Annotated in this window: 21 protein-coding genes; 6 read left to right on the top strand and 15 right to left on the bottom strand. The window is 65.8% G+C overall.

The features are described 5' to 3' along the window. Positions 1 to 7: 7 nt before the first annotated feature. The 8 genes from dnaE to C8J98_RS18920 all read right to left on the bottom strand — a co-directional run bounded on the left by dnaE (position 8) and on the right by C8J98_RS18920 (position 8,072). Positions 8 to 3,553, bottom strand: coding sequence for a DNA polymerase III subunit alpha (gene dnaE / locus C8J98_RS18955; protein WP_107914932.1), 3,546 nt, complete (start codon positions 3,551 to 3,553; stop codon positions 8 to 10). Positions 3,554 to 3,805: 252 nt separating this feature from the next. Continuing rightward, a complete protein-coding gene (locus C8J98_RS18950) occupies positions 3,806 to 4,408 on the bottom strand; it encodes an NUDIX hydrolase (RefSeq protein ID WP_199229960.1) in 603 nt (200 codons plus the stop codon). Between the two features lie 76 nt (positions 4,409 to 4,484). Next, on the bottom strand, positions 4,485 to 5,384 hold the full coding sequence (locus tag C8J98_RS18945) for a 5'-3' exonuclease H3TH domain-containing protein (RefSeq protein ID WP_107914930.1): 900 nt from the start codon (positions 5,382 to 5,384) through the stop codon (positions 4,485 to 4,487). Next, positions 5,372 to 5,944: a nitroreductase gene (locus tag C8J98_RS18940; protein WP_107914928.1), complete on the bottom strand. Its 573-nt coding sequence runs from the start codon at positions 5,942 to 5,944 to the stop codon at positions 5,372 to 5,374. The genes C8J98_RS18945 and C8J98_RS18940 overlap by 13 nt, the downstream gene beginning before the upstream one ends. Further along, positions 5,941 to 6,522, bottom strand: coding sequence for a DUF3106 domain-containing protein (locus tag C8J98_RS18935; RefSeq protein ID WP_107915037.1), 582 nt, complete (start codon positions 6,520 to 6,522; stop codon positions 5,941 to 5,943). Before C8J98_RS18935 ends, C8J98_RS18940 begins: the two co-directional genes overlap by 4 nt. A 5-nt stretch (positions 6,523 to 6,527) precedes the next feature. Beyond that, positions 6,528 to 6,905, bottom strand: coding sequence for a hypothetical protein (locus tag C8J98_RS18930; protein ID WP_107914926.1), 378 nt, complete (start codon positions 6,903 to 6,905; stop codon positions 6,528 to 6,530). Then, the gene (locus C8J98_RS18925; protein ID WP_107915035.1) at positions 6,902 to 7,483 is read right to left on the bottom strand and encodes an RNA polymerase sigma factor; all 582 of its coding nucleotides are present in this window, start codon (positions 7,481 to 7,483) and stop codon (positions 6,902 to 6,904) included. The genes C8J98_RS18930 and C8J98_RS18925 overlap by 4 nt, the downstream gene beginning before the upstream one ends. Before the next feature lie 139 nt (positions 7,484 to 7,622). Beyond that, on the bottom strand, positions 7,623 to 8,072 hold the full coding sequence (locus tag C8J98_RS18920; protein WP_107914924.1) for a hypothetical protein: 450 nt from the start codon (positions 8,070 to 8,072) through the stop codon (positions 7,623 to 7,625). A 191-nt stretch (positions 8,073 to 8,263) separates the two neighbouring features. Between C8J98_RS18920 and sufT the strand changes: the two genes are divergently transcribed. Further along, a complete protein-coding gene (gene sufT, locus C8J98_RS18915) occupies positions 8,264 to 8,821 on the top strand; it encodes a putative Fe-S cluster assembly protein SufT (RefSeq protein ID WP_107914923.1) in 558 nt (185 codons plus the stop codon). Between the two features lie 3 nt (positions 8,822 to 8,824). On the opposite strand, the gene C8J98_RS18910 is transcribed toward sufT, so the two are convergent. Then, complete coding sequence (locus C8J98_RS18910) at positions 8,825 to 9,268, bottom strand: DUF4279 domain-containing protein (protein ID WP_158272759.1); 444 nt, start codon at positions 9,266 to 9,268, stop codon at positions 8,825 to 8,827. A gap of 206 nt (positions 9,269 to 9,474) precedes the next feature. On the opposite strand from C8J98_RS18910, the gene C8J98_RS18905 reads away from it, so the two are divergent. Together C8J98_RS18905 and C8J98_RS18900 are read left to right on the top strand one after the other, a co-directional pair. After that, the gene (locus C8J98_RS18905; RefSeq protein WP_107914919.1) at positions 9,475 to 11,313 is read left to right on the top strand and encodes a M4 family metallopeptidase; all 1,839 of its coding nucleotides are present in this window, start codon (positions 9,475 to 9,477) and stop codon (positions 11,311 to 11,313) included. Positions 11,314 to 12,263: 950 nt separating this feature from the next. After that, positions 12,264 to 13,613: a S8 family serine peptidase gene (locus C8J98_RS18900; RefSeq protein ID WP_146171677.1), complete on the top strand. Its 1,350-nt coding sequence runs from the start codon at positions 12,264 to 12,266 to the stop codon at positions 13,611 to 13,613. A gap of 9 nt (positions 13,614 to 13,622) precedes the next feature. Here the strand turns inward: C8J98_RS18900 and C8J98_RS18895 are convergent, their stop codons facing one another. The 4 genes from C8J98_RS18895 to wrbA are packed head-to-tail and all read right to left on the bottom strand — an operon-like array spanning position 13,623 to position 16,842. Next, positions 13,623 to 14,108, bottom strand: a complete 486-nt coding sequence (locus C8J98_RS18895; protein WP_107914917.1) for an asparaginase domain-containing protein — start codon at positions 14,106 to 14,108, stop codon at positions 13,623 to 13,625. Positions 14,109 to 14,146: 38 nt separating this feature from the next. Continuing rightward, positions 14,147 to 15,847: an acyl-CoA dehydrogenase family protein gene (locus C8J98_RS18890; protein WP_107914915.1), complete on the bottom strand. Its 1,701-nt coding sequence runs from the start codon at positions 15,845 to 15,847 to the stop codon at positions 14,147 to 14,149. Between the two features lie 57 nt (positions 15,848 to 15,904). Further along, positions 15,905 to 16,243 (bottom strand): DUF2069 domain-containing protein, encoded by a 339-nt coding sequence (locus C8J98_RS18885; RefSeq protein WP_107914913.1) that lies wholly within the window; start codon positions 16,241 to 16,243, stop codon positions 15,905 to 15,907. Further along, positions 16,240 to 16,842, bottom strand: coding sequence for an NAD(P)H:quinone oxidoreductase (gene wrbA / locus C8J98_RS18880; protein WP_107914911.1), 603 nt, complete (start codon positions 16,840 to 16,842; stop codon positions 16,240 to 16,242). Before wrbA ends, C8J98_RS18885 begins: the two co-directional genes overlap by 4 nt. An 81-nt stretch (positions 16,843 to 16,923) precedes the next feature. Between wrbA and C8J98_RS18875 the strand changes: the two genes are divergently transcribed. From C8J98_RS18875 to C8J98_RS18865, 3 genes are read left to right on the top strand one after another with little or no spacing between them, the layout of a single operon-like run. After that, the gene (locus C8J98_RS18875; RefSeq protein WP_107914909.1) at positions 16,924 to 18,198 is read left to right on the top strand and encodes a YihY family inner membrane protein; all 1,275 of its coding nucleotides are present in this window, start codon (positions 16,924 to 16,926) and stop codon (positions 18,196 to 18,198) included. Then, a complete protein-coding gene (locus tag C8J98_RS18870) occupies positions 18,195 to 18,668 on the top strand; it encodes a TlpA disulfide reductase family protein (RefSeq protein ID WP_107914907.1) in 474 nt (157 codons plus the stop codon). Before C8J98_RS18875 ends, C8J98_RS18870 begins: the two co-directional genes overlap by 4 nt. 1 nt (position 18,669) lies before the next feature. Beyond that, entirely contained in the window at positions 18,670 to 18,939 is a 270-nt protein-coding gene (locus tag C8J98_RS18865; protein WP_107914905.1) for an acylphosphatase, read from the top strand. A 114-nt stretch (positions 18,940 to 19,053) separates the two neighbouring features. Here the strand turns inward: C8J98_RS18865 and C8J98_RS18860 are convergent, their stop codons facing one another. Together C8J98_RS18860 and C8J98_RS18855 are read right to left on the bottom strand one after the other, a co-directional pair. Then, the gene (locus tag C8J98_RS18860) at positions 19,054 to 19,500 is read right to left on the bottom strand and encodes a copper chaperone PCu(A)C (protein ID WP_107914903.1); all 447 of its coding nucleotides are present in this window, start codon (positions 19,498 to 19,500) and stop codon (positions 19,054 to 19,056) included. After that, a complete protein-coding gene (locus C8J98_RS18855) occupies positions 19,497 to 20,114 on the bottom strand; it encodes an SCO family protein (RefSeq protein ID WP_107914901.1) in 618 nt (205 codons plus the stop codon). The genes C8J98_RS18860 and C8J98_RS18855 overlap by 4 nt, the downstream gene beginning before the upstream one ends. Positions 20,115 to 20,155: the final 41 nt, after the last annotated feature.

Raw genomic sequence — 20,155 nt, 5'->3', positions numbered from 1 at the left:
CTGCCGCTCAGTCGGCGGGGCGAACCATACGAAGATCGGTCGCGAGCACGCCGGGGATGCCACGCAATGTGCGAAGCAGGTCGGGCAGCGCGCGCACACGCCACTGCTCGCCCAGTTCGAGGCTGGCGCTGCCCGTATCGTTGCGATAGCCCGATAGCAATAAGGGCGTACGACCGCCGCGGTAACTCATCAACGCCTGTTTCAGGTGTTGCGGGAAGTCGCTGCCGACGCCGTTGAGTTTCAACGTGAGCAGGCGGCCGAAATGTTCCATCGCTTCCGACAGCGCATACGCCTTGCGTGCGCGCAGCTGGTATCCGCCGGCAAAATCGTCGATGCGCAAGCCGCCTTCGACCACGATAAGAGTGCCACGCGTGAGCAGCGGCGCGGCCTCCGTGAATACCTCACGGAAGAAGCTGGTTTCGAGCAGGCCGGTGGCGTCTTCGATCTGCACGAATGCATCGCTGTCGCCGCGCTTGCGCATGCCGACCACCATGCCTGCGACTGTCCATGGCGTTTCCGGACCACGACGGAAACGGCTGGCGTTTTCATCGTCGTCGTTACGACGCGGCTTGGGCGGTTGGTAGCGCTGCGGGATCTCGCCGATAGGGCAGCTCGACAGCTGTGCGAGCTCGCCCTTCCACGGATCCGTGGGATGGCCGGAAAGGTAATGGCCGAGCGTGTCGTGCTCGCCCTGCAGCAGCTGCTCGAGCGGCCACTCGGGCACGGCGCCGGAAAGTTCGATGATGCTCGGCGTTTCCGCCGCGCCGAAGGCGTTGCCGAAGATATCGACCTGGCCGGAAGCGCGGTTCTTCGCTTCCTGGTCCGCCGCACGCATGGCTTCAGGCAGGTGCATGATGAGGGTGGCGCGGTTCTCGCCGAGCGCGTCGAGTGCGCCCGACTGGACCAGCGCTTCCATCGTGCGTTTGTTGAGCTTGTTCGAGCCGACGCGCTGGCAGAAATCGACGAGTCCGCGGTATGGGCCCTTTGCCTTGCGCTCGGCGACGATTTCCTCGCAGATACCCTGGCCGACGCCCTTGATCGCGCCCAGGCCGTAACGCACGACCTTCGGCTCCACCGCCTCGAACATCCAGTCCGACGCATTGACATCCGGCGGCAGCACCTTGATGCCGATAGCGCGGGTTTCTTCGAGGAAGGTGACGGCCTTCTCGGTGTTGTCCATGTCCGACGAAATCGTCGCGGCCATGAACTCGGCAGGGTAGTGCGCCTTCAGCCATGCGGTCTGGTACGACACCAGCGCATAAGCCGCGGCATGCGACTTGTTGAAGCCGTAGCCGGCGAACTTCTCCATCAGGTCGAAGATCGCGTCGGCCTTGATCGAATCGATGCCGTCCTTCGCCGCACCTTCCCGGAAGGTGGCGCGATGCTTGACCATCTCCTCGGCTTTTTTCTTACCCATCGCACGGCGAAGAAGGTCGGCGCCGCCGAGCGTGTAACCGCCGACGATCTGCGCCATCTGCATCACCTGCTCCTGATAGACCATGATGCCGTAGGTCTCTTTCAGGATGGGCTCGACACGCGGATCCGGATACTCCACCGCTTCGCGACCATGCTTACGCGCGCAGAAGCTTGGAATCAGGTCCATCGGGCCGGGTCGATACAAGGCCACCAGCGCGATGATGTCTTCGAAACGGTCGGCCTGGGCGTCTTTCAGCATGCCCTGCATGCCGCGCGACTCGAGCTGGAAGACGGCGACGGTCTGCGCCTTCTTCAGCAGCTCGTATACCTTCGGATCGTCCAGCGGCAATGCTTCGATCACCAGCGGCTCGGTGGCTTCCTTCGCACGGCGCTTGTTGATCGCCTTGACCGCCCAGTCGATGATCGTGAGCGTGCGCAGGCCGAGGAAGTCGAACTTCACCAGGCCCACCGCTTCGACGTCGTCCTTGTCGTACTGGGTGACGACACCGTCGCCGCTGGCTTCGCAGTAGAGCGGCGCGAAGTCGGTCAGCGGCGTGGGCGCGATGACGACGCCGCCGGCGTGCTTGCCGGCGTTACGGGTGAGGCCTTCGAGGCTGAGTGCGAGGTCGATCAGCTGGCGCGGCTCTTCCTCCTGCTCGTAGACGTCGCAGAATTCCTTGACGATGCGGTCCGGTTCTTTCTTCGACTTCTCGGTGCGGCCGAGCGCGTCGCCCAGCGTGAGGTCGAGCGGACGGTTGGGAATGAGCTTGGCCAGGCGATCCACCTGGCCGTAGCCCATGCCGAGCACGCGGCCGGAATCGCGCAGCACGGCTTTGGCCGCCATGGAGCCGTAGGTGATGATCTGACTGACGTGGTCGCGGCCGTATTTGCGCGCGACGTAGTCGATCACCTCGTCGCGGCGATCCATGCAGAAATCGATGTCGAAGTCGGGCATCGACACGCGTTCGGGATTGAGGAATCGCTCGAACAGCAGCTCGAACTGGAGCGGATCCAGGTCGGTGATCTTGAGCACCCAGGCCACCAGCGAGCCCGCACCGGAACCGCGGCCCGGTCCGACCGGAATACCATTGTCCTTACCCCAGCCGATGAAGTCGGCCACGATGAGGAAATAGCCGGGAAAGCCCATGCCGATGATGACGTCGACTTCGCGGTCGAGTCGGGCCTGGTAGTCCTCGCGCGTCTTGCCCGCGGCGAGCGGATGGACGGCGAGACGTTCTTCCAGGCCGGCCTGGGCCTGGGCGCGAATGAAGGTGTCCAGCGTGTGGCCTTCGGGCACCGGAAAGTTCGGCAGGAAGTACTCGCCGAAAGTCAGTTCCAGGTTGCAGCGCTTGGCCAGCTCCACCGTGTTCTCGAGGGCTTCGGGAATGTCGGCGAACAACACCTCCATTTCCTCGGCGCTCTTGAAGTACTGCTCTTCGCTGTAGTCGTGCGGGCGCTTGGGATCAGCGAGGACACGGCCCTGGTTGATACAGGTACGTGCCTCGTGCGATTCGAAGCCCTCGCGTTCGAGGAAGCGGACGTCGTTGCTGGCGATCACCGGCAGTTCGTAGTCGCCGGCCAGGGCCATGGCGGCACGTACCCAGTCTTCCTCGTGCTGGCGACCCGTACGGGTCAGCTCGAGATAGAGGCGATCGGGAAACAGGCGGCGCAGCGATTCCAGCCGTGCGCCCGCCGCGGGAAGGCCGGCGCCAAGGGCCACGCGGGCCAGTTCGCTTTCCCGGCCGGCAACGGCGATAAGGCCGCGCACACTCTCCGGATGCATCCACGTGGCGTCGACCAGCGCGCGACCGGTGCCCTGGCCTTCGCGCCAGGCGCGGGAGACCAGTCGCGACAGGTTGAGGTAACCGTCGCGGTCCTGGCACATCAGGGTCAGGCGCCAGGGGCGCGGATCGTCCGGACTGGATACCCAGATGTCGCAGCCAGCGATGGGTTTGATGCCCGCCGCGGTGCACTGCTTGTAGAACTTGACCAGGCCGAAGAGGTTGTTCTCATCCGTCAGTGCGACGGCAGGCATGCCGGTGCGCACGCACGCGGCGACCAACTGCTTGATGCGGATGGTCGAGTCGACCAGCGAGTATTCGCTGTGCAGGTGGAGATGGGCAAAGCGGACAGACATGGGCGGCGCCGGGTGAAGCAGTGGGAAGGCTAACCGGGGAGTGACTCAGCGACAAGAATTGACATTACCAATACCCGCCCCTGTAGGAGCCGATTCATCGGCGATGCTCTCCGTTCGCGTTCGGTGGGAACCGAGGCCAGCAACCTCAAGGAGCGCGGCTGTGCCGCGGGTTTATTCACCATTCGCCGATGAATCGGCTCCCACATGTACTTACCATTCGCCGATGAATCGGCTCCCACCGAGCCATCTCCGTCAGGTAAGGCTGCGGTTATCCTGGATATGAGCTTCGGGGTGCTCGATGAACCACAGCCCAGCAAACAGCTTGGCGTCGATCGAAAACCCTTCCGCGGCGCGGTCGAACAGCCACTTGCCGGCTTCGGCACGAGGCACCTCGTGGACGATGATGTTCTCGGTTTCATCGCCGCCGCCCTTGCCAACCTTTTCAAGGTCCCAGGCGCGGGCGAAGGCGATCATCTCGGTGCTCATGCCGGCGGAGGATGGTCCCTCGTGGATGAACTCGATCTTGCCGCAGGCATAGCCGGTTTCTTCCTCGAGCTCGCGACGCGCGGCGATCAGCACGTCTTCGTCTTCGGCATCGGCCAGGTCGCCCACCAGTCCGGCAGGCATCTCGATGGTGTTGGCGAGGATCGACACGCGGTACTGCTCGACGAAGACCACCTTGTCGTCGGCAGTCACCGCGAGAATGATCACGGCACCGCCGGGATTGTTCCGCTCGGCGTACTCCCAGCGACCGCGACGCTTCAGGGTCAGCCACTTGGCCTTGTGCAGCACCTCTTCCGGTGCGCTGGCGTCGTCGGGGATCGGCGAGGCGTGGGGCAACGGGCTGGTCTGCATGGGCGGGCTCCTGGGCGATGGATACGAAGTATCCGGCCAAGGGTAGCGCGGTCGTGTGACGTTGGGTGGAATCGCCTCAGATCAGCGCGCGCAGCCGGGATCGGGTGAGCGGACCGAAGCGCAGGCGCTCGCAGAGTTCGTCGAGGGTGTCGGCTTCGCCCCGGCGACGGCGCAGCGCGTCGGCAGTCTCGGCCACGGCGATATCCAGCGCGATGCGGGTCAGGCGGCGGCACAGCAAGGCCTGGTCGGCGTGCTCGCGCAAGCGAACGGCGCAGGCCGCCGCACCACGGATACGCAGGTACGGCACCTCGTCGATGCGGTCCAGCACGGCGTCCAGATTGCCGAAATGGGCGAGCAGGGCCGCCGCGGTCTTCGCGCCGATGCCGGGTACGCCGGGAATGTTGTCGACGGCATCCCCGCAAAGCGCGAGGTAGTCGGCTACCTGGTGGGGATGCACGCCGAGCTTGTCGAATACGCCGGCCGGGCCCCAGCGAACGTTCTTGGCGAAGTCCCACTGTTCGTCGTGTTCGCCCAGCAACTGGCCGAAGTCCTTGTCGGCAGAGACGATGACACCGCGGAAACCGTGCGACCGCAGGCCCCACAGTGCGCTGCCGATGAGATCGTCGGCTTCGTACTGGTGGTCGTTGAGCACGCTCAGGCCCAGCGCGGCGGAGATCTCGCGGCAAAGCGAAAACTGGCGCACGAGCTGCGGCGGAGGCAGCTCGCGGTTGGCCTTGTAGGCCGGATAGATCGCGTTGCGGAACGAGGTGGTGAGCGAGGCATCGAAGGCCACGGCGACATGTTCCGCGCGGGTGCGCTCGAGCAGCTCGCAGAGGAACCGCGTAAAGCCGTGCACGGCATTGACCGACTCGCCGTCCTGGTCGTGGAACTCGTCCGGCATGGAATGCCAGGCGCGGAACACGTAGAGGCTGCCGTCGACCAGGTGAACGAGGGAATCGCCGCTCACGGTGTCCACACGCTCACGATATCGTCGTAGACCGGGCGTTCGCGCTCCGGCGCGTCCATCGACGGTGTGCCGACGTGGATGAAGCCGATCACGTGTTCGCTCTTCTTCATGCCGAGCAATTTTGCCACGTTGCGATCGTACGCGGCCCAGCCGGTAAGCCACTGCGCGCCGTAGCCGAGCGCCTGGGCGCCGAGCAGCACGTTATAGGCCACGCAGCCGGCGGCAAGGTTCTGTTCGAGCTCGGGTACCTTGCTTTCGTCGTCGATCTTCGCCGATACGACCAGCACCAACGGCGCGAAGTCATAGCGCCGCCGTTCTTTCTCGTGCTTGGCTTCGGACAGGTCGGGATTCGCTTCAACGGCAAGCCGGGCCAGTTGCGCGCCGAACTGACGCTTGGCGTCGCCGCGCAGCACGCGGATGCGGAACGGCTCGAGCTTGCCGTGATCGGGTACGCGGATAGCCGCTTCGAGCAGGCGTTTGAGAACGGTGTCGTCGGGAGCCGGTTCGCCGAGCTGGCGCGAAGGTACGGAGCGACGGTGGTCGAGGAGGTCCAGCGTGGTCTGCGTCATCCGCCCAGTTTAGCGGAACCGCCCGGCGGCGGCCCGTGCTCGCCTGGCGGCGGGGGCGGCAGGGCGTCGTTCGGACCCATGTTGTCGATGGCCTGGCGACGCTGCTCGGGCGTCTGGTTGCGCCACTTCTCCATCAGCGCCTGCTTCTGCGCGGGCGCCAGGTTGCGGAACCGTTCGAAGGCATCGTGCAGCTTGGCGCGCTGCTCCGGGCTCAGGTCCTGGAACTTCCGCTGGTTCTTGCGAGCTTCCGCCCGTTCTTCCGGCGTCATGTGCTGCCAGCGGTCGATGCGATCGCGGATCTGGGCACGCCGCTCCGGCGGCAGGCCTTTCCAGCGCTGCACCATTTCGAGCATGTGCGACTGCTTCCTCGGCGTGAAGCTGTCCCAGTCATGAGCCACGGGGGAAAGGATGTCTTTCTCGTCGGGCGTCAGCTGGCTCCACGGACGCGGCGGCACGGCAGGATGTTCGCTATTGGGCCAATCGGACCCGCCGGGAGGCAGCGGACGATCCTGCGCCGGGGCAGCAAGGGGAGCTGCCAGGGCAAGCAGGGCGGCGATGACGAGAGGGAGGCGGCGCATGGCGATCACTTGTGGGCGGCGGACGGCTGCGTGTCGTTGTAGGCCAGCCAGCTATAGAACTGCAGGTTCTGGTACAGGGCGGGATCAGTGCTGTCCGGGTCTGGCGGGAGGTCGGTCGCCTCGGTATCGGCGGACTGCATGACGGCCGGCGGGGCCGAGGGCGGCGCAGCGCCCGGCTGCCAGAGCATGAGCGACGCCAGCGCCACGACGGCGAACGCGCCGGCGGGGAGCATCAGGCGACGCGCCGGGGATTCCTGTGGTGCGGCCAGCGCCGTACGCCGGGCCGCGCGCAGGCGCCCGGCCGTGGTCGGATCCACGTCGCGGCTGGCGCGCAGGTAGAGTTCCCGGGCGCGACGTTCGAGGTCTCGATCGTGCTGGCTCATCGCCATGCCTCCAATTGATCGCGCAGCGAATGCATCGCGCGCGAAAGGTGAGTCTTCACACTGCCGTCGGAGCAGCCCATGACCGCTGCCGTTTCAGCTACGTCCAGCCCTTCCATGATGCGCAAGGTAAATGCCTCACGCTGGCGCTGCGGCAGCTTGCGAACCGCGACGACGATGTCGCCGTACGCCTGGGAATCCTGCAACCGCGCCGAAGGATCCGGGCTGTCGTCGGCCGGTTCCCACGCGGGCAACTCGTCGCCTTCGTCGTCGCGGCCACCGCCGATCCAGCCGACGATGATCGAGCGCACCTTGCGGCGGCGCTGGAGGTCCACGATGCGACGACGGAGGATGCCCCAGAACAGCGGCGTCCATTCCCCGGGCGGCTTGTCGGCGTAGTGGCGGACCAGGCGCAGCATCGCGTCCTGCACCGCATCCATGCCGTCTTCACGGTTGCCCAGGTGGATTTCGGCCATGCGCCAGGCCCTGCGCTCGATGGCCGCCAGGAAGGCGTCCATGTTCGCCGGCACCTCGCGGACATCGTCCAGGGATGCACTGTCGAGCGCGAGCGAGCCGTTCACGGCGCCCTTCGCTTCGTCGGTCTTGGCATCCTCATGCTCCATACGGCCTGAATCACTCCGATAAACGCGGTCGGCGACCGCCGGTTGACGGGATCTGCACCAGCCATATTCCTAGGCCGGGCATTTACTGCTTATGAAGTCAGGGCTGGCCCGGTGACCGGCGTGCGATCGGCCAGGCGACGAGGGCGGCAAGGAGGGCGCCGGCGACGTAAAGCACCAGATCCCAGGGGCCCTGGGCCAGGCGGGCCAGTTCGAGCAGCATGGCCGCTCCGGCGTCATGGATGGCCTGGCCGAAGCCAATGCCCATCATCCCGGAGATGGTCGCCGCGGCGACCAGGCACGCGGTGTACGCCGCCGCGATCAAGGTGGCGATGGCAGCCAGTCCGGCGCCCGCGCCGCCCTCGATGCGCAGCCAGCGGCGAACCACGATACCGAGCACCCAGCCCACCGGAAGGACCAGCGCGGGCAGGGCGCGGCCGAACATCATCGACGGCACCATCCAGACGGCACCGGCGGCGAAACCGAACGCGATGGCGCAAAAAGCGCCAAACAGGAGGCCGGGGAGGCGACGCAGACGCTCAGCCGGCATGGTGTTCCTTCGGATGACGCATAGGGTCCGGGGATGGGCCAAAGGGGGCAATGATAGCGGGCAAGCGGGCGCCGCGCTCTTGAGGCAGTCGGTCACCGCCCCGATTTATCCTCATGGATGCTTACCGCCGGCCGGCGGCGGGCGCATAATCGACGACTTTGCGGCCGCGGCGCGGCCTTTACAGGACAGCAATGAGCGGTTTCAGCCTCAGCAGCGAACCTTTCACCCTCGAGCGCGACTGCCAGGCGGTCATGGTGCCGCAGGGCGAGACGGTGACGCTTCCGGCCGGGCAGATCGGGTACATCACCCAGGCCCTGGGCGGCAGCTTTACCGTGTATGTGGAAGGCAACCTGTTCCGCATAGCCGGCGGCGACGCCGACGCGCTCGGCAAGGAGCCACCGCGTCCGATCGAACTGGAAGACGGCGCCTCCGACGACGAGGTGGAGAAGCTGGTCTGGCAGCAGTTGCGCACCTGCTTCGATCCCGAGATTCCGATCAACGTGGTCGAGCTTGGCCTGGTGTATGACGTGAGTCTGGAATCCACCGACGAAGGCTCGCGCAAGGCGTACGTGAAGATGACCCTGACCGCGCCTGGTTGCGGCATGGGTGACATCCTCATCGACGATGTCCGTACCAAGCTCGAACTCATCCCTACCGTGGTCGAAGCCGATGTCGACCTGGTGTTCGATCCGCCCTGGAATCATTCGATGATGTCGGACGCGGCCAAGCTCGAAACCGGGATGCTCTGAGCTTCAGGGAGCCGGAGACACGCTGATGTCGGCTTCAAGCGAGGCCTCGTAGAGCGCGATGGTCTTGATGTTCACGGGCGACCAGTAACCAGCGGGTGCACGGTCGCCGGTCATCTGCACATGCAGCCCGAAATGCGCGTCCAGTTCGAGGCTGCGGATGGTCGCGACGATGTCGTCGCGATGCGGCGCAAGGACGGCCAGAAGCTGGCTGAGCGCATCGTCCAGCGCGTACGTATGCTGCTCGGGCAACTCCACGCACCAGCCGTGGCTGCGGCGCTGCGATGAAATCCCCTCCGTCTCACCACGTTGCCAGCTCCTGGCGCCCGGCACGCCGAGCTCGTCGAGCAGGTGGTCGAGGGTGTGCCGTTCCGAGGTGAGCCGGAACGAGGCGCGCACCAACGGGGTCATGTGGCGGAGGTCGAGGTCGATATCGGTGGGCTGCGTCATGGCGGTCATCTTCGCAAGTTCGTGTGTCCTAGGGAAATCCCTAGGTAGTCGACCGCGAGAACTTGCGCTAGGTTGACAAGCACTTTCGGCGGGGGGGCCGGAGGTCGCAACGGGCATCGCGCTTCGGCGCGTCAATCATATCGTTCGGAATGTGGTCCACACGACCGCAATGGGTTCGTGTGGCCTGTTCCTGGAGGAGGAACGTAATGGCAAGTCATGTTCGCTTGAAACTCCTGGTCGTTTCGCTGGGTGTCGCAACCTGCTCCGTCGCTTCGGCGGCCACCGAGCAAGCGTTGCGGGCCCAGAGCCTGGGAGCCATCCCCGCCAGCCAGCTGGCCGCGAAGCTCGGCCTCTCGGCCGACAACGCTTTCGTCGCGAAGAACGCACTGCCGACCGTCAAGGGCACGCAGACCGTCCGCATGCAGCAGACCTTCAAGGGTGTGCCGGTGTTCGGCCGCAGCATCGCCGTGGAGCAGGACGCCCAGGGCAATTCGCTCGTCGCCAATGGCGTGGTGACATCCGACCTGCAGGTCGACCTCGCATCGGTAACGCCGAAGATCGACGCGGCTCGCGCGATTGCTCTTCTCGGTAAGCAGGCGAAGACGCTGGCCGGTGCTGTCGCGGCGCCCGAGAACGCCAAGGCGGATCTCTATGTCTATCCCGGAGATGGCGTACCCGCGCGCCTGGTCTACCTGACCTCATTCTTCTCCGGCGGCGATCATCCGACTCGTCCCACCGCGATCATCGACGCCAACACCGGCGAGATCATCCAGCAGTGGGAAGGCCTGACCTACGCCGAAGTCAATGCCACCGGTCCGGGCGGCAACCAGAAGACCGGGCAATACACCTGGGGCGCAGGCGGTAAGCCCTCCTTGATCGTGACGCAGTCGGGCAACACCTGCACGGCGCAGAATACGAACGTGAAGACGTACAACCTCAACCATGCGACGTCCGGTGCCGGAACGTTATGGAGCTTCACCTGCTTCAATTCCACCGGTGACGCGATCAACGGCGCGTATGGTCCCATCAACGACGCCCATCACTTCGGTGGCGTGGTGCATGACATGTACACCGCGTACACCGGCGCGGCGCCGTTGAACCAGGTGCTCATCATGAAGGTGCACTACGGCTCCAGCTACGAGAACGCGTTCTGGGACGGTAGCTCGATGAACTTCGGCGATGGTGCCAGCACCTTCTATCCGCTGGTGGCGCTGGATGTGACCTCGCACGAAATCAGCCACGGCTACACCGAGCAGCACTCGAACCTGACCTATAGCGGCCAGTCGGGCGGCATGAACGAAGCCTATTCGGACATCGCCGGCGAAGCGGCCGAGTATTACGATCGCGGCACGAACGACTTCCTCGTCGGCGCCGATATCGTCAAGGCCAGTGCCGGCATCGGCACCGCGTTGCGCTACATGTGCGATCCGCCGCAGGACGGTGGTTCGATCGGTAACGCCGCCGACTACACCAGCGGTCTCGACGTGCATTATTCGTCCGGCGTCTACAACAAGGCGTTCTGCCTGCTGGCCAAGAAGACCGGCTGGGACACGGTGAAAGCGTTCAAGGTGTTCGCTCGCGCTAACGCCCTGTACTGGACCGCAAGCTCCACCTTCAACACCGGCTCGTGCGGTGTTGCCAGCGCGGCGACCGACCTCGGTTTCTCGGCGACCGATGTCGCCTCGGCGTTCACCGGCGTGGGCGTGACCTGCTCGACGGGTGGCGGCGGTGGTGGTACGGCGCTGCAGAATGGCGTGGCCAAGACTGGCCTTGCCGGTAGCGCCAGCCAGGAACTGAGCTACACGGTGGTCGTGACGGCCGGCAAGAACCTCGTCATTGCGACGAGCGGCGGCACGGGTGACGCGGATCTCTATGTGAAGTTCGGTTCCGCACCGACCACCTCGAGCTACAACTGCCGCCCGTACAAGACCGGCAACGCCGAGTCCTGCACGTTTACGTCGACCCAGGCCGGCACGTACTACGTGAAAGTACGCGGCTATACGGCTTTCTCGGGTGTCTCGTTGAAGGCAACCTGGACGCCGTAAGCGGCTGAGGTTGTTTCGTAATGAAAAGCGCGGGCAGCAATGCCCGCGCTTTTTTTGGCTCTCTGTAGGAGCCGCTTCAGCGGCGAAAGGGTGCTTGCCTCGAAAAAGGCAGCTCGCGAATTTCCGGGGACGGCTCGCTGTCGGTATAGCGGTGCGCGGCTCGCGGCTCGCGGTGCGCGTTGGCGCAAGAGCCGGCGGGTCTCACCCTCGGGGCCACGACTCCGGCGACCCGCTAACGAAGGGCCGCCCAAAGCGGCCGTTTACTTATAGCCCTACGGGCCGGGTCGGCGCCCCACCGGAGGTTTTCGACGCGACTCCTGTCGCGCGAAAACGGCCGGCCATCCATGGCCGACCCCCTGCGGGCTTTTTCCGGTGGCACGCCTCGCCTCCGCTACCGGCCCCGACGGTGATACCCGCCGGCTCTTCCGAGTACTGAGGTTCGTGGGGTCGAGCGCACCGCTCGCTATCGGAAGCGCGACCGTTCCCTGCTGTTGTAGGAGCCGGCTGCGCCGGCGAACCCTCAGCGCTGCCAGGGCGAACGATGCCGTGCATCTGATCGTGCGGGCCGTTGAACCGCTCGCCCGATCACCGCAATGCCTCGTTCGCGTACACGACAGCCTGAGGGTTCGCCGCTGAAGCGGCTCCCACGCTCGGCATCAATCGACCCGGCCCGTAGGGCAATAAGTAAACGGCCGCTTTTGGGCGGCCCTTCCGAAGCGGGTCGCCGCAGTCGTGGCCCCGAGGGTGGCACCCGCCGGCTCTTGCAACGCACCGCGAGCGCAAAACGCAATGCCGAAGGCGAGCCTCCTGCAGCCTAAGTAAGCGTTGCCCGGAGTTCGTCCCGCGTGATTCCCACGTGCGCTGTCGAGGTGCGGCGAATGGTGGCGATGGCGCGCGTCTTCTAGCGTGTTTCGACCGGCGCAGAGAGCGCCCTGTCGAAGGAACGCGTCATGTCGAAATATGCCTGCCGGCCTCTTGGCGCGGTGATGCTCGGTCTCGCAGTGAGTGCGCCCGTCGTTGCCGCCGATGAAACAACCAACCGCTACATCGTGCATTTCGACGACTCTGTTACCGCGAACGCCGCCACGATGGAGGCCGTGCATGCTATGGCGCAACATGGTTCACCTGCGTGGCACGTGCGTCGCCTGGCAGCGGGTGGTGAGTTGTTCGAACTGTCCGCTGTCGAGGCCGAGGCGATGGCGGCATCGAAGGGTGTCGTTGCGGTCGAGGAAGATCTCATGGTCAGCCTGGCCGGCAGCATCATCGATCCACTGTGGCGACGCCAGTGGTACATGCACGATCCGAAAGTCGGTATCGAGGCACCGGTGGCATGGCGCGATACGCGTGGCGAGGGCGCTGTCGTCGCGGTGCTGGATACCGGTGTCACACCGCATCCGGAGTTCGATGGCCAACTGCTTCCGGGTTACGACTTCATCACCGACGCGCAGGCGGCGCGCGATGGCGATGGCCGCGATGCCGATCCTACCGACGAGGGCGACTGGACCGATCCGGGCGACTGCCATTCGCGCCAGGGCTCGCCATCGTCGTGGCACGGCACGCATGTCACCGGCATCGTCGTGGCGCGTGCCGGCAACACGCCGGGTATCGTCGGCGTCGCGCCGCAGGCGAAGGTTGTCCCGGTGCGCGTCATGGGCCGTTGTGGCGGCAGGCTTTCGGATGTTGCCGACGCCATCGTCTGGGCCTCCGGCGGTGAGGTGGCCGGCATTCCGGGCAGGGCGCCCGTCGATGTCATCAACCTCAGTCTGCGCGTGCCCGGTGCCTGCAGCATGACTATGGGCCGCGCCATCGCACAGGCGCGCGCGCGCGGCACGAGCGTGGTGGCGGCTGCGGGCAACGACTCGATCAAGGCCTCAGGCGTATCGCCCGCCAACTGCCCGGGGGTCGTGTCAGTCGCCGCGCTGGCGCGCGACGGGAGCATGGCCTGGTACTCGAACTACGGCGACGGGGTGACCGTGGCGGCGCCCGGGGGCTCGCTGGGACGGATGGGCATCGACGACATCCTTTCGTCGGTCGACGGCGGTGAGCGGGGCCGCCAGCGGCCCATCTTCAAGTACTACGCGGGCACGTCGATGGCGGCGCCGCAGGTCGCAGGGCTGGTGGCGCTCATGCGCTCGGCCGATCCGCTCATCGGGGTCGACGAGATCACGGCGCAGCTGATCGACAACGCCAGACCGCTGCCCGGCCCGTGCCCGAAAGGCTGCGGGGCCGGCCTGATCGATGCGGGCGCGACGGTCGACGCGGTCATCGAAGATAGTGTTCTTCCCCGGCCGCGTTCCTGACCGGGCGGATCAGATGGCTTCGAAGCGGTTCGCGTCACGGTTCTTGCGAACCGTGGCGGGATCCCACACGCGGCCATTCATCGCAATGTAGACGCCATCGCCCAGTGTCTGCACCGCGCCCACGGCGCAGCCGATGTTGAACACTGCGTCGGAACCCTGAAAGCGCGCCGGATTCAACGCGCCGGTAAGGACGATGACCTTGCCGGGGATGCCTGCCAGGACGCGCGCAGTCTCGACCATGGTGTCGGTTCCGTGCGTCACCAGCACGTGGCGGTGCGGCTGCGCTTCGATCGTGCTGCGCATCAGCACGCGGTCTTCGTCGGTGACATGCAGGCTGTCCTTGCGCAGGATCGGAATCACATCGAAACGGAACGCGACGCCAAGCTGCTGGAGAATGTCGGCGATCTGCGGGCTACCGATCTGGTAGTCCGATTTGTCGTCGAAGTAGACCTTGTCGATCGTGCCGCCAGTGGTAACGATGGTGAGCTGCTGCATGTCTGACCTGGGAAGCCGGGTAAAGCGGGGCGCCCATTCTACCTCGTGACCGCGTCGGCCATCGTCCCGGCGGCGGCCTTGTTCCCCAGGGGGCGGGGGGGAGCGTCGGTCGCCAGCAGGATATCCTCGTCATTCTCAGGCAACGCCAGTCTGTCGAGCCCACGCGCGATGAAGCGCCGGCAGGCGGCTGCCGGGCGTGCATCGCCGGTCGCGTCAGCCCACGCCGCCGAACGGACCAGGAGCGCGGCGGCCATCGCGCGGGCCAGTGTGTAGGCGACACCACGTGCGGAGGCTTCCAGCGAGGCGCGGTCCGCGACGATATCGCCGAGCAGGGCCTCGGTGGCGTCCAGCGCGCTGCCGATGATGCCGCGCTCGGGCGCGTCCGCGCCGAGAAGGCCATCGATGGCCTGGCGCAGCGGTGCGATGCCGGTCGCGCCGATCGCACGCAGCATGTCGAGCGAGAGAACATTGGTCGTGCCCTCCCAGATGGCGTAGACCTGAGCGTCGCGCAACAGTTGCGGCAGGCCGGTGTCCTCGATGTAACCCGCGCCTCCGAAGCACTCCAGCGCTTCGGAAACGATGCGTATCGACACTTTTGCCGTCCACAACTTGGCAAGCGGCGTGAGCAGGCGGAGCAGGGCGCCTTCGTGCGCAGCGCCTTCGCCGCGTTCGGTGCGGCCGAGCAACTCGGCGACGAAAAAGGTGAGCGAGAAAGCGGCTTCGAACTCGGCCTGCATGTCGGCGAGCGTGCGGGCGTGCAGCGGCTGGTCGATCAGGCGTGCTCCGAAGGCGCTGCGGCGCGTGGCGTAGTCGCGCGCGAGCGAAATCGCACGGGCCATGCTCGCCACCGCGCAGACGGCGTTCCAGGTTCGCGTGACATTGAGCATCGGCGCGATCTGGCGCACGCCGTGGTCGAGAGGCCCCACTGGCGTCGCCGGCAAGCCATCCAGATGGATCTCGGCGGTCGGCAACTCGTGCGTGCCGAGCTTTTTCTTAAGGCGGTCGATCGTGATGCCACGCCAGGCGCCATGCTCGTCCCTGGTCTCGACGTAGAACAAGGCGAGGGCCGAGGTGCCGTGACCCGCACCTTCCGGCCGCGCCAGTGCAAGCGCGGCTTCGCCCACCACGGCGGAGCTGAACCACTTGCGGCCGTACAGCCGCCACTGTCCTTCGGCATCCTGCCGCGCGATAGTCTCGGTGCGGCCGACATCCGAACCACCCGGCGTCTCGGTCATCCATTGCCCGGACAGCCAGAACGTGGATGCGTCGCGACTGAGAAAATGCGGTAACGCCCGATCGATCAACGCGGCGTTGCCGGAGGCGCGGATCGCCGTCGCAGCGCCATCGGTCATCGCCAGGGGACAGCAGTAGAACTCGCTGGCGATGTGGTACAGGTACACGCGCGCGAACTCTTCCACACGCGCCCATGGCGAAACATCGTGACCGGAAGCGAGCACGGCATGGCGCGTGGTCAGGCCGGGACCTTCTTCCCACGCGGGCGTCAGCGCGATGCGATCCACGCGTGCGCCCCAGGCGTCCCAGGAGGTGAGCACCGGTTCGGTGCGTGGCGTGCGGCCGCGTCGGTCCCAGGCCATCACGGCATAGTCGCCCAGTGCGTCCAGATCGGCGCGCATCGCATGCAGGCGCCCGGCCGGCAAGACATGGCCGAGCCATGCATTCAGTACGCGATCGTCGCGATAGGGATGCGCCAGTCGAGGCGCGTCCTGCAGAAAACCCATCGTGGCATCCTCTCCGTCAGGTAAGCAGGTCTAGCCTGCGCCGATGACTTTGGACGGTCAACGAGGCCTGCGGACACCCACGCCCAGCGTGCCGATCAGGAGCAGGGTCAGCACCAGCTCGATCACGCCGAGCCAGCGGTCCGGACCACCGCTCCATGTCTCGGTGACGCCGTGGCAGAAATAGAACAGGGCCAGCACGCCGACCCAAAGCAGCGCGCGGGTGACTTTGGGCAACGACAGCAGCGGCAGGAGCAGCGGCGGGACGGTGAGTGCGAAGGCGACCCAGGTCGGAATCGAGATGGGCGGATACAGCGAGTACCAGAGCACCTGGAGCGCGAGCAGCGCCGCCCACGCCCACAGCCCCGTTTTCTGCGTGGCGCTCAGCGCCACCCTCACGCGGGCGTACCCAATCGCCGTGCGACATCGGCCAGGCGCTTGCCCAGGGCGCGGGCAAGGTCGCGCTCGTGCTCACTGATGGTGTTGTCGCCACGAGCGCCAGCCACGTGGCTGGCGCCATAAGGCGTGCCACCGCTGGTGGTACTGGTCAGTGACGGCTCGGTGTACGGGATACCGACGATGAGCATGCCGTGGTGGAGCAGGGGCAGGGCCATCGACAGCAAGGTGGCTTCCTGCCCGCCATGCATCGTGCTGGTCGAGGTGAACAATGCCGCCGGCTTGCCTGCCAGGGCACCGGACGCCCACTCGGCCCCCGTGGTATCGAGGAAGTGTTTCAGCGGCGCGGCCATGTTGCCGAAGCGCGTGGGGCTACCCATGGCCATGCCCACGCACTCGACCAGGTCGGTGCGGGTCACGTAAGGGGCGCCTTCGTCCGGCTCCGGCGGCATGGCGATTTCGGTCACCGGTGCCACCGGCGGCACCTGGCGCAGGCGTGCCCGCATGCCGGGGACTTCCTCGATGCCGCGGGCGATGAGGCGGGCGAGCTGGGCCGTGTGGCCGCTACGGCTGTAGTAGAGTACGAGGACGTCGTGGGACATGGATGGGCGCCTGTGCGAAGGCGCTAGTCTCGCAGAACTGCCACACGTTCCCAATCTTTCGGGACAGGATTAAGGACAGACATGCCGCCGCTTCGCTTCGATCGCGACCGCGCCCTGAGTTTTACCCGCTTCACGTGGCTGCGCTTCGTCGACGACAAATGCTTCGAGACGGCCGGCGCGCTGTCGTACACCACGCTCGTCTCGCTCGTGCCGCTGACCGTCGCGGTGTTCGCGATTCTCTCGGCCTTCCCCGTATTCGCCGAGTGGCGCGGCAGCCTGGCCAACTATGCCTTCCAGAACTTCGTGCCCGCCACGGGCATCAAGATCCAGGAGTACATGCTGGCTTTCGCGGACAAAGCCAGCCAGCTGACGGGCATTTCCATCCTGGTCATGCTCTTCAGTGCGGTGTCGATGATGATCAGCATCGAAGACCGCATGAACCGCATCTGGCGCGTACGCAAGCCACGCGGCTGGACCTCGCGTCTTTTGCTCTACTGGGCGGCACTCACGCTGGGTCCCATTCTGGTTGTCGGCAGCCTCGTGCTCACCTCGTACATCACCGCGTTCCCCATGCTGCACGCGGCCGCCGACCAGATCGCAACGCAGAGCAGGCTGCTCAACTTCCTGCCGTTCGTGATCACCCTGGTCACCCTGGTGTTGATGTACACCATGGTGCCGAATCGCCGGGTCAACTGGCGGCATGCGGGTATCGGCGCGTTGCTCGGGGCGATCCTGTTCGAATTCGCACGCTGGGGCTTCACGTTGTTCATCCGCAACGCGCCGACGTACGAGGAAATCTACGGCGCGCTCGCGGCGATCCCGATCTTCCTGCTGTGGATCTACCTGTCCTGGATCATCGTGATCCTGGGCGCGTCGATCGCCGCGTCGATTTCCGCGTTCGAATACACCTTGCCTCAGGAAGCGTTGCCGGAGGGTGCGGAATTCATCGGTCTGCTGGTGGTGTTGCAACAGTTCGTCGAGGCGCAACGCGCCGGCGACAGCGTGGATCCCGCCACGGTCCGCATTCGTGCCCCGTACCTGCCGTCGAGCGCGATCACCTGCTACTTCGACGACCTCCAGCGCGCGGACATGATCCAGCGCGGCGAAGCGGGCGGCTGGCTGCTGACCCGCAGCCTGGACTGCACCGAACTGCTCCGCATCTATCGTTGCACCTCGTACCGCCTGCCGCTGCATCCGCGCGATCAGGTGGAACGGCTCGGCATCTACCTCCCCACCGAGTTGCTCGTGCTGCTCGACCACCTTGCAGCTGCGCTGGACGCAACGCTCGGTGCGCGGCTCGATCAACTCTTTCCCCCCGCTCTCGTCAGCGCTCCCATCGAGGACACTCCCGCATGATTCGCCGCTTTCTCGCCGTTGCCGTCGTCGCACTGGCCTTCGCCGGCCCGGCCATGGCCGCCACGGCCGCCGCTCCCGATCTGAAAATCACCACGCTGGATGGCAAGCCGTTCGATCTCGCCGCACAGCACGGCAAGTGGGTGGTAGTGAACTACTGGGCCACCTGGTGCGTGCCCTGCATCAAGGAAATGCCGGATATCTCGGCCTTCGTGAAGAACCACAAGAACGTCACCGCGATCGGCCTGGCCTTCGAAGATACCGACGCGAAGGAAATTCGCGCCTTCCTGGCCAAGCATCCGGTCGTGTACCCGATCGCCCAGGTCGACGTAATGGATCCGCCGAAGGCCTTCGAGCCGCCGAAGGGCCTGCCGACGACTTACCTGATCGCGCCGGACGGCACCGTGGCCAAGCGCTTCGTCGGGCCCGTCACCGAGCAGAGCCTCGGCGAGGCCATCAGCAAGGGGAAATGAAATGAAAGCCGCTCGCTTCGTCGTGAGGGGAAAGGTGCAGGGTGTCTTCTTTCGTGCTTCGGCGCGGGAACAGGCAAAAGCACTGGCGCTCACCGGCCACGCCCGCAACCTGCTGGATGGCAGTGTCGAGGTGGTCGTCTACGGCGAGGCGGCGGCGATCGACCGGCTCGAGGTGTGGCTGCACGATGGCCCCGACTCGGCGGAAGTCAACGAGCTATACCGCGAGGATCTCGGCACGCACGACGCGCCAACCGAGTTTGTCACCAAGTAGTACATGTAGGAGCCGCTTCAGCGGCGATCGGGTGCTTGCGGCGACCTTGCCCGCTACCGCGGGATCGCCGATGAATCGGCTCCTACAATCGCCGGCATAGCCGGCTCCCACAGGTCAGTCCGTTGGGCCGGTTGCGTTCGCCGGGCGGGCCAGGAACGTCACCGGCAAATTTTCTCCGTCGGACAGCTCGAACGTCACCATGATCCTGTCGCCCGGTTTCACCGGGTGCTTCGAGTCCATCAACATCACGTGGTAACCGCCCGGCGAGAACGCCACCTTGCCCTTGGGCGGCAGCGGTACGCTGTCGACCATTTCCATGCGTCCCATGCCACCGTCGGTGCTGCTGCGATGGATCATCGCGCTGGCATAGTCCGGCGACGAGGCGCCGACGATCGAAACGGTGCGATCGGAGACGTTCTCAAAGCTCACATAGCCGCCGGCGGGCAGATTGCCGGGGAGTACACGCAGCCAGCCGCCGTTGGCCTTGACGGAGGGCGCATCGGCGGCATGTGCCACGCCGGCGACGAGCAGCAGCGCGATTGCGAGCGATCGGAAAGTCACGGTTGGGCTCCCAGCGAAGTGAGGAGGTGCAGGTCGTGCACCATGTCGTCCTGCGAAGTGGACGGCGTCGCCAGCAGGCGGGCCTTGCCCGTGGCATCGAAGAAATAGATGGCCGAGCTGTGGCTCACGTCGTAGGCGCCGTCGCCACGGTCCGGCTCGCGGGTGAAGGCGGAGCGATAGCGCTTGGCCAGCGCTTCCACGTCGGCATCCGAACCGACCAGGCCGACCGCGCGCTTGTCGAACGCATTGACATAGGCATGCATGATCTCGGGCGTGTCGCGCTTGGGATCGACGCTGACGAAGAGGATGCGCACGTTGTCCGCCTGCGGGCCAAGGCGATCCAGCACCACGTGTAGCTGGGTCAGGGTCAGCGGGCACACATCGGGGCAGTGCGTGTAGCCGAAGTACATGAGCGTGACCTTGCCCTTGAAGTCGGCCCCGGTCACGGCCTTGCCGTTGTCATCGGTCAGCCGGAAGTCGAGGTCGGGCAGGTGGCCGGACACGTCGGTCAGCTTCCAGGCGGGTTGGGGGTCGCGTTGGCAACCGCCCAGGCAGACGAGGGCGATCAGGAGCAGCAAGGCCCAGCGGGCCCGGCGGGAGAACGAGGGCTTCATGCGACACTCCGCGACATATCCCGCAAAGGATACGCCACCCG

Source organism: Luteibacter sp. OK325, assembly GCF_003050935.1.
Lineage (GTDB): Bacteria > Pseudomonadota > Gammaproteobacteria > Xanthomonadales > Rhodanobacteraceae > Luteibacter.
The sequence above is the reverse complement of the archived record's forward strand: the minus strand, read 5'-3'. Positions and strand labels throughout refer to the sequence as shown.

Excerpts from the sequence above, each read along its gene's own strand:
- dnaE (WP_107914932.1), bottom strand. The coding sequence starts at position 3,553 with ATGTCTGTCCGCTTTGCCCATCTCCACCTGCACAGCGAATACTCGCTG.
- C8J98_RS18950 (WP_199229960.1), bottom strand. The coding sequence starts at position 4,408 with ATGCAGACCAGCCCGTTGCCCCACGCCTCGCCGATCCCCGACGACGCC.
- C8J98_RS18940 (WP_107914928.1), bottom strand. The coding sequence starts at position 5,944 with ATGACGCAGACCACGCTGGACCTCCTCGACCACCGTCGCTCCGTACCT.
- C8J98_RS18935 (WP_107915037.1), bottom strand. The coding sequence starts at position 6,522 with ATGCGCCGCCTCCCTCTCGTCATCGCCGCCCTGCTTGCCCTGGCAGCT.
- C8J98_RS18930 (WP_107914926.1), bottom strand. The coding sequence starts at position 6,905 with ATGAGCCAGCACGATCGAGACCTCGAACGTCGCGCCCGGGAACTCTAC.
- C8J98_RS18920 (WP_107914924.1), bottom strand. The coding sequence starts at position 8,072 with ATGCCGGCTGAGCGTCTGCGTCGCCTCCCCGGCCTCCTGTTTGGCGCT.
- sufT (WP_107914923.1), top strand. The coding sequence starts at position 8,264 with ATGAGCGGTTTCAGCCTCAGCAGCGAACCTTTCACCCTCGAGCGCGAC.
- C8J98_RS18910 (WP_158272759.1), bottom strand. The coding sequence starts at position 9,268 with ATGACGCAGCCCACCGATATCGACCTCGACCTCCGCCACATGACCCCG.
- C8J98_RS18905 (WP_107914919.1), top strand. The coding sequence starts at position 9,475 with ATGGCAAGTCATGTTCGCTTGAAACTCCTGGTCGTTTCGCTGGGTGTC.
- C8J98_RS18900 (WP_146171677.1), top strand. The coding sequence starts at position 12,264 with ATGTCGAAATATGCCTGCCGGCCTCTTGGCGCGGTGATGCTCGGTCTC.
- C8J98_RS18895 (WP_107914917.1), bottom strand. The coding sequence starts at position 14,108 with ATGCAGCAGCTCACCATCGTTACCACTGGCGGCACGATCGACAAGGTC.
- C8J98_RS18890 (WP_107914915.1), bottom strand. The coding sequence starts at position 15,847 with ATGGGTTTTCTGCAGGACGCGCCTCGACTGGCGCATCCCTATCGCGAC.
- wrbA (WP_107914911.1), bottom strand. The coding sequence starts at position 16,842 with ATGTCCCACGACGTCCTCGTACTCTACTACAGCCGTAGCGGCCACACG.
- C8J98_RS18875 (WP_107914909.1), top strand. The coding sequence starts at position 16,924 with ATGCCGCCGCTTCGCTTCGATCGCGACCGCGCCCTGAGTTTTACCCGC.
- C8J98_RS18870 (WP_107914907.1), top strand. The coding sequence starts at position 18,195 with ATGATTCGCCGCTTTCTCGCCGTTGCCGTCGTCGCACTGGCCTTCGCC.
- C8J98_RS18865 (WP_107914905.1), top strand. The coding sequence starts at position 18,670 with ATGAAAGCCGCTCGCTTCGTCGTGAGGGGAAAGGTGCAGGGTGTCTTC.
- C8J98_RS18855 (WP_107914901.1), bottom strand. The coding sequence starts at position 20,114 with ATGAAGCCCTCGTTCTCCCGCCGGGCCCGCTGGGCCTTGCTGCTCCTG.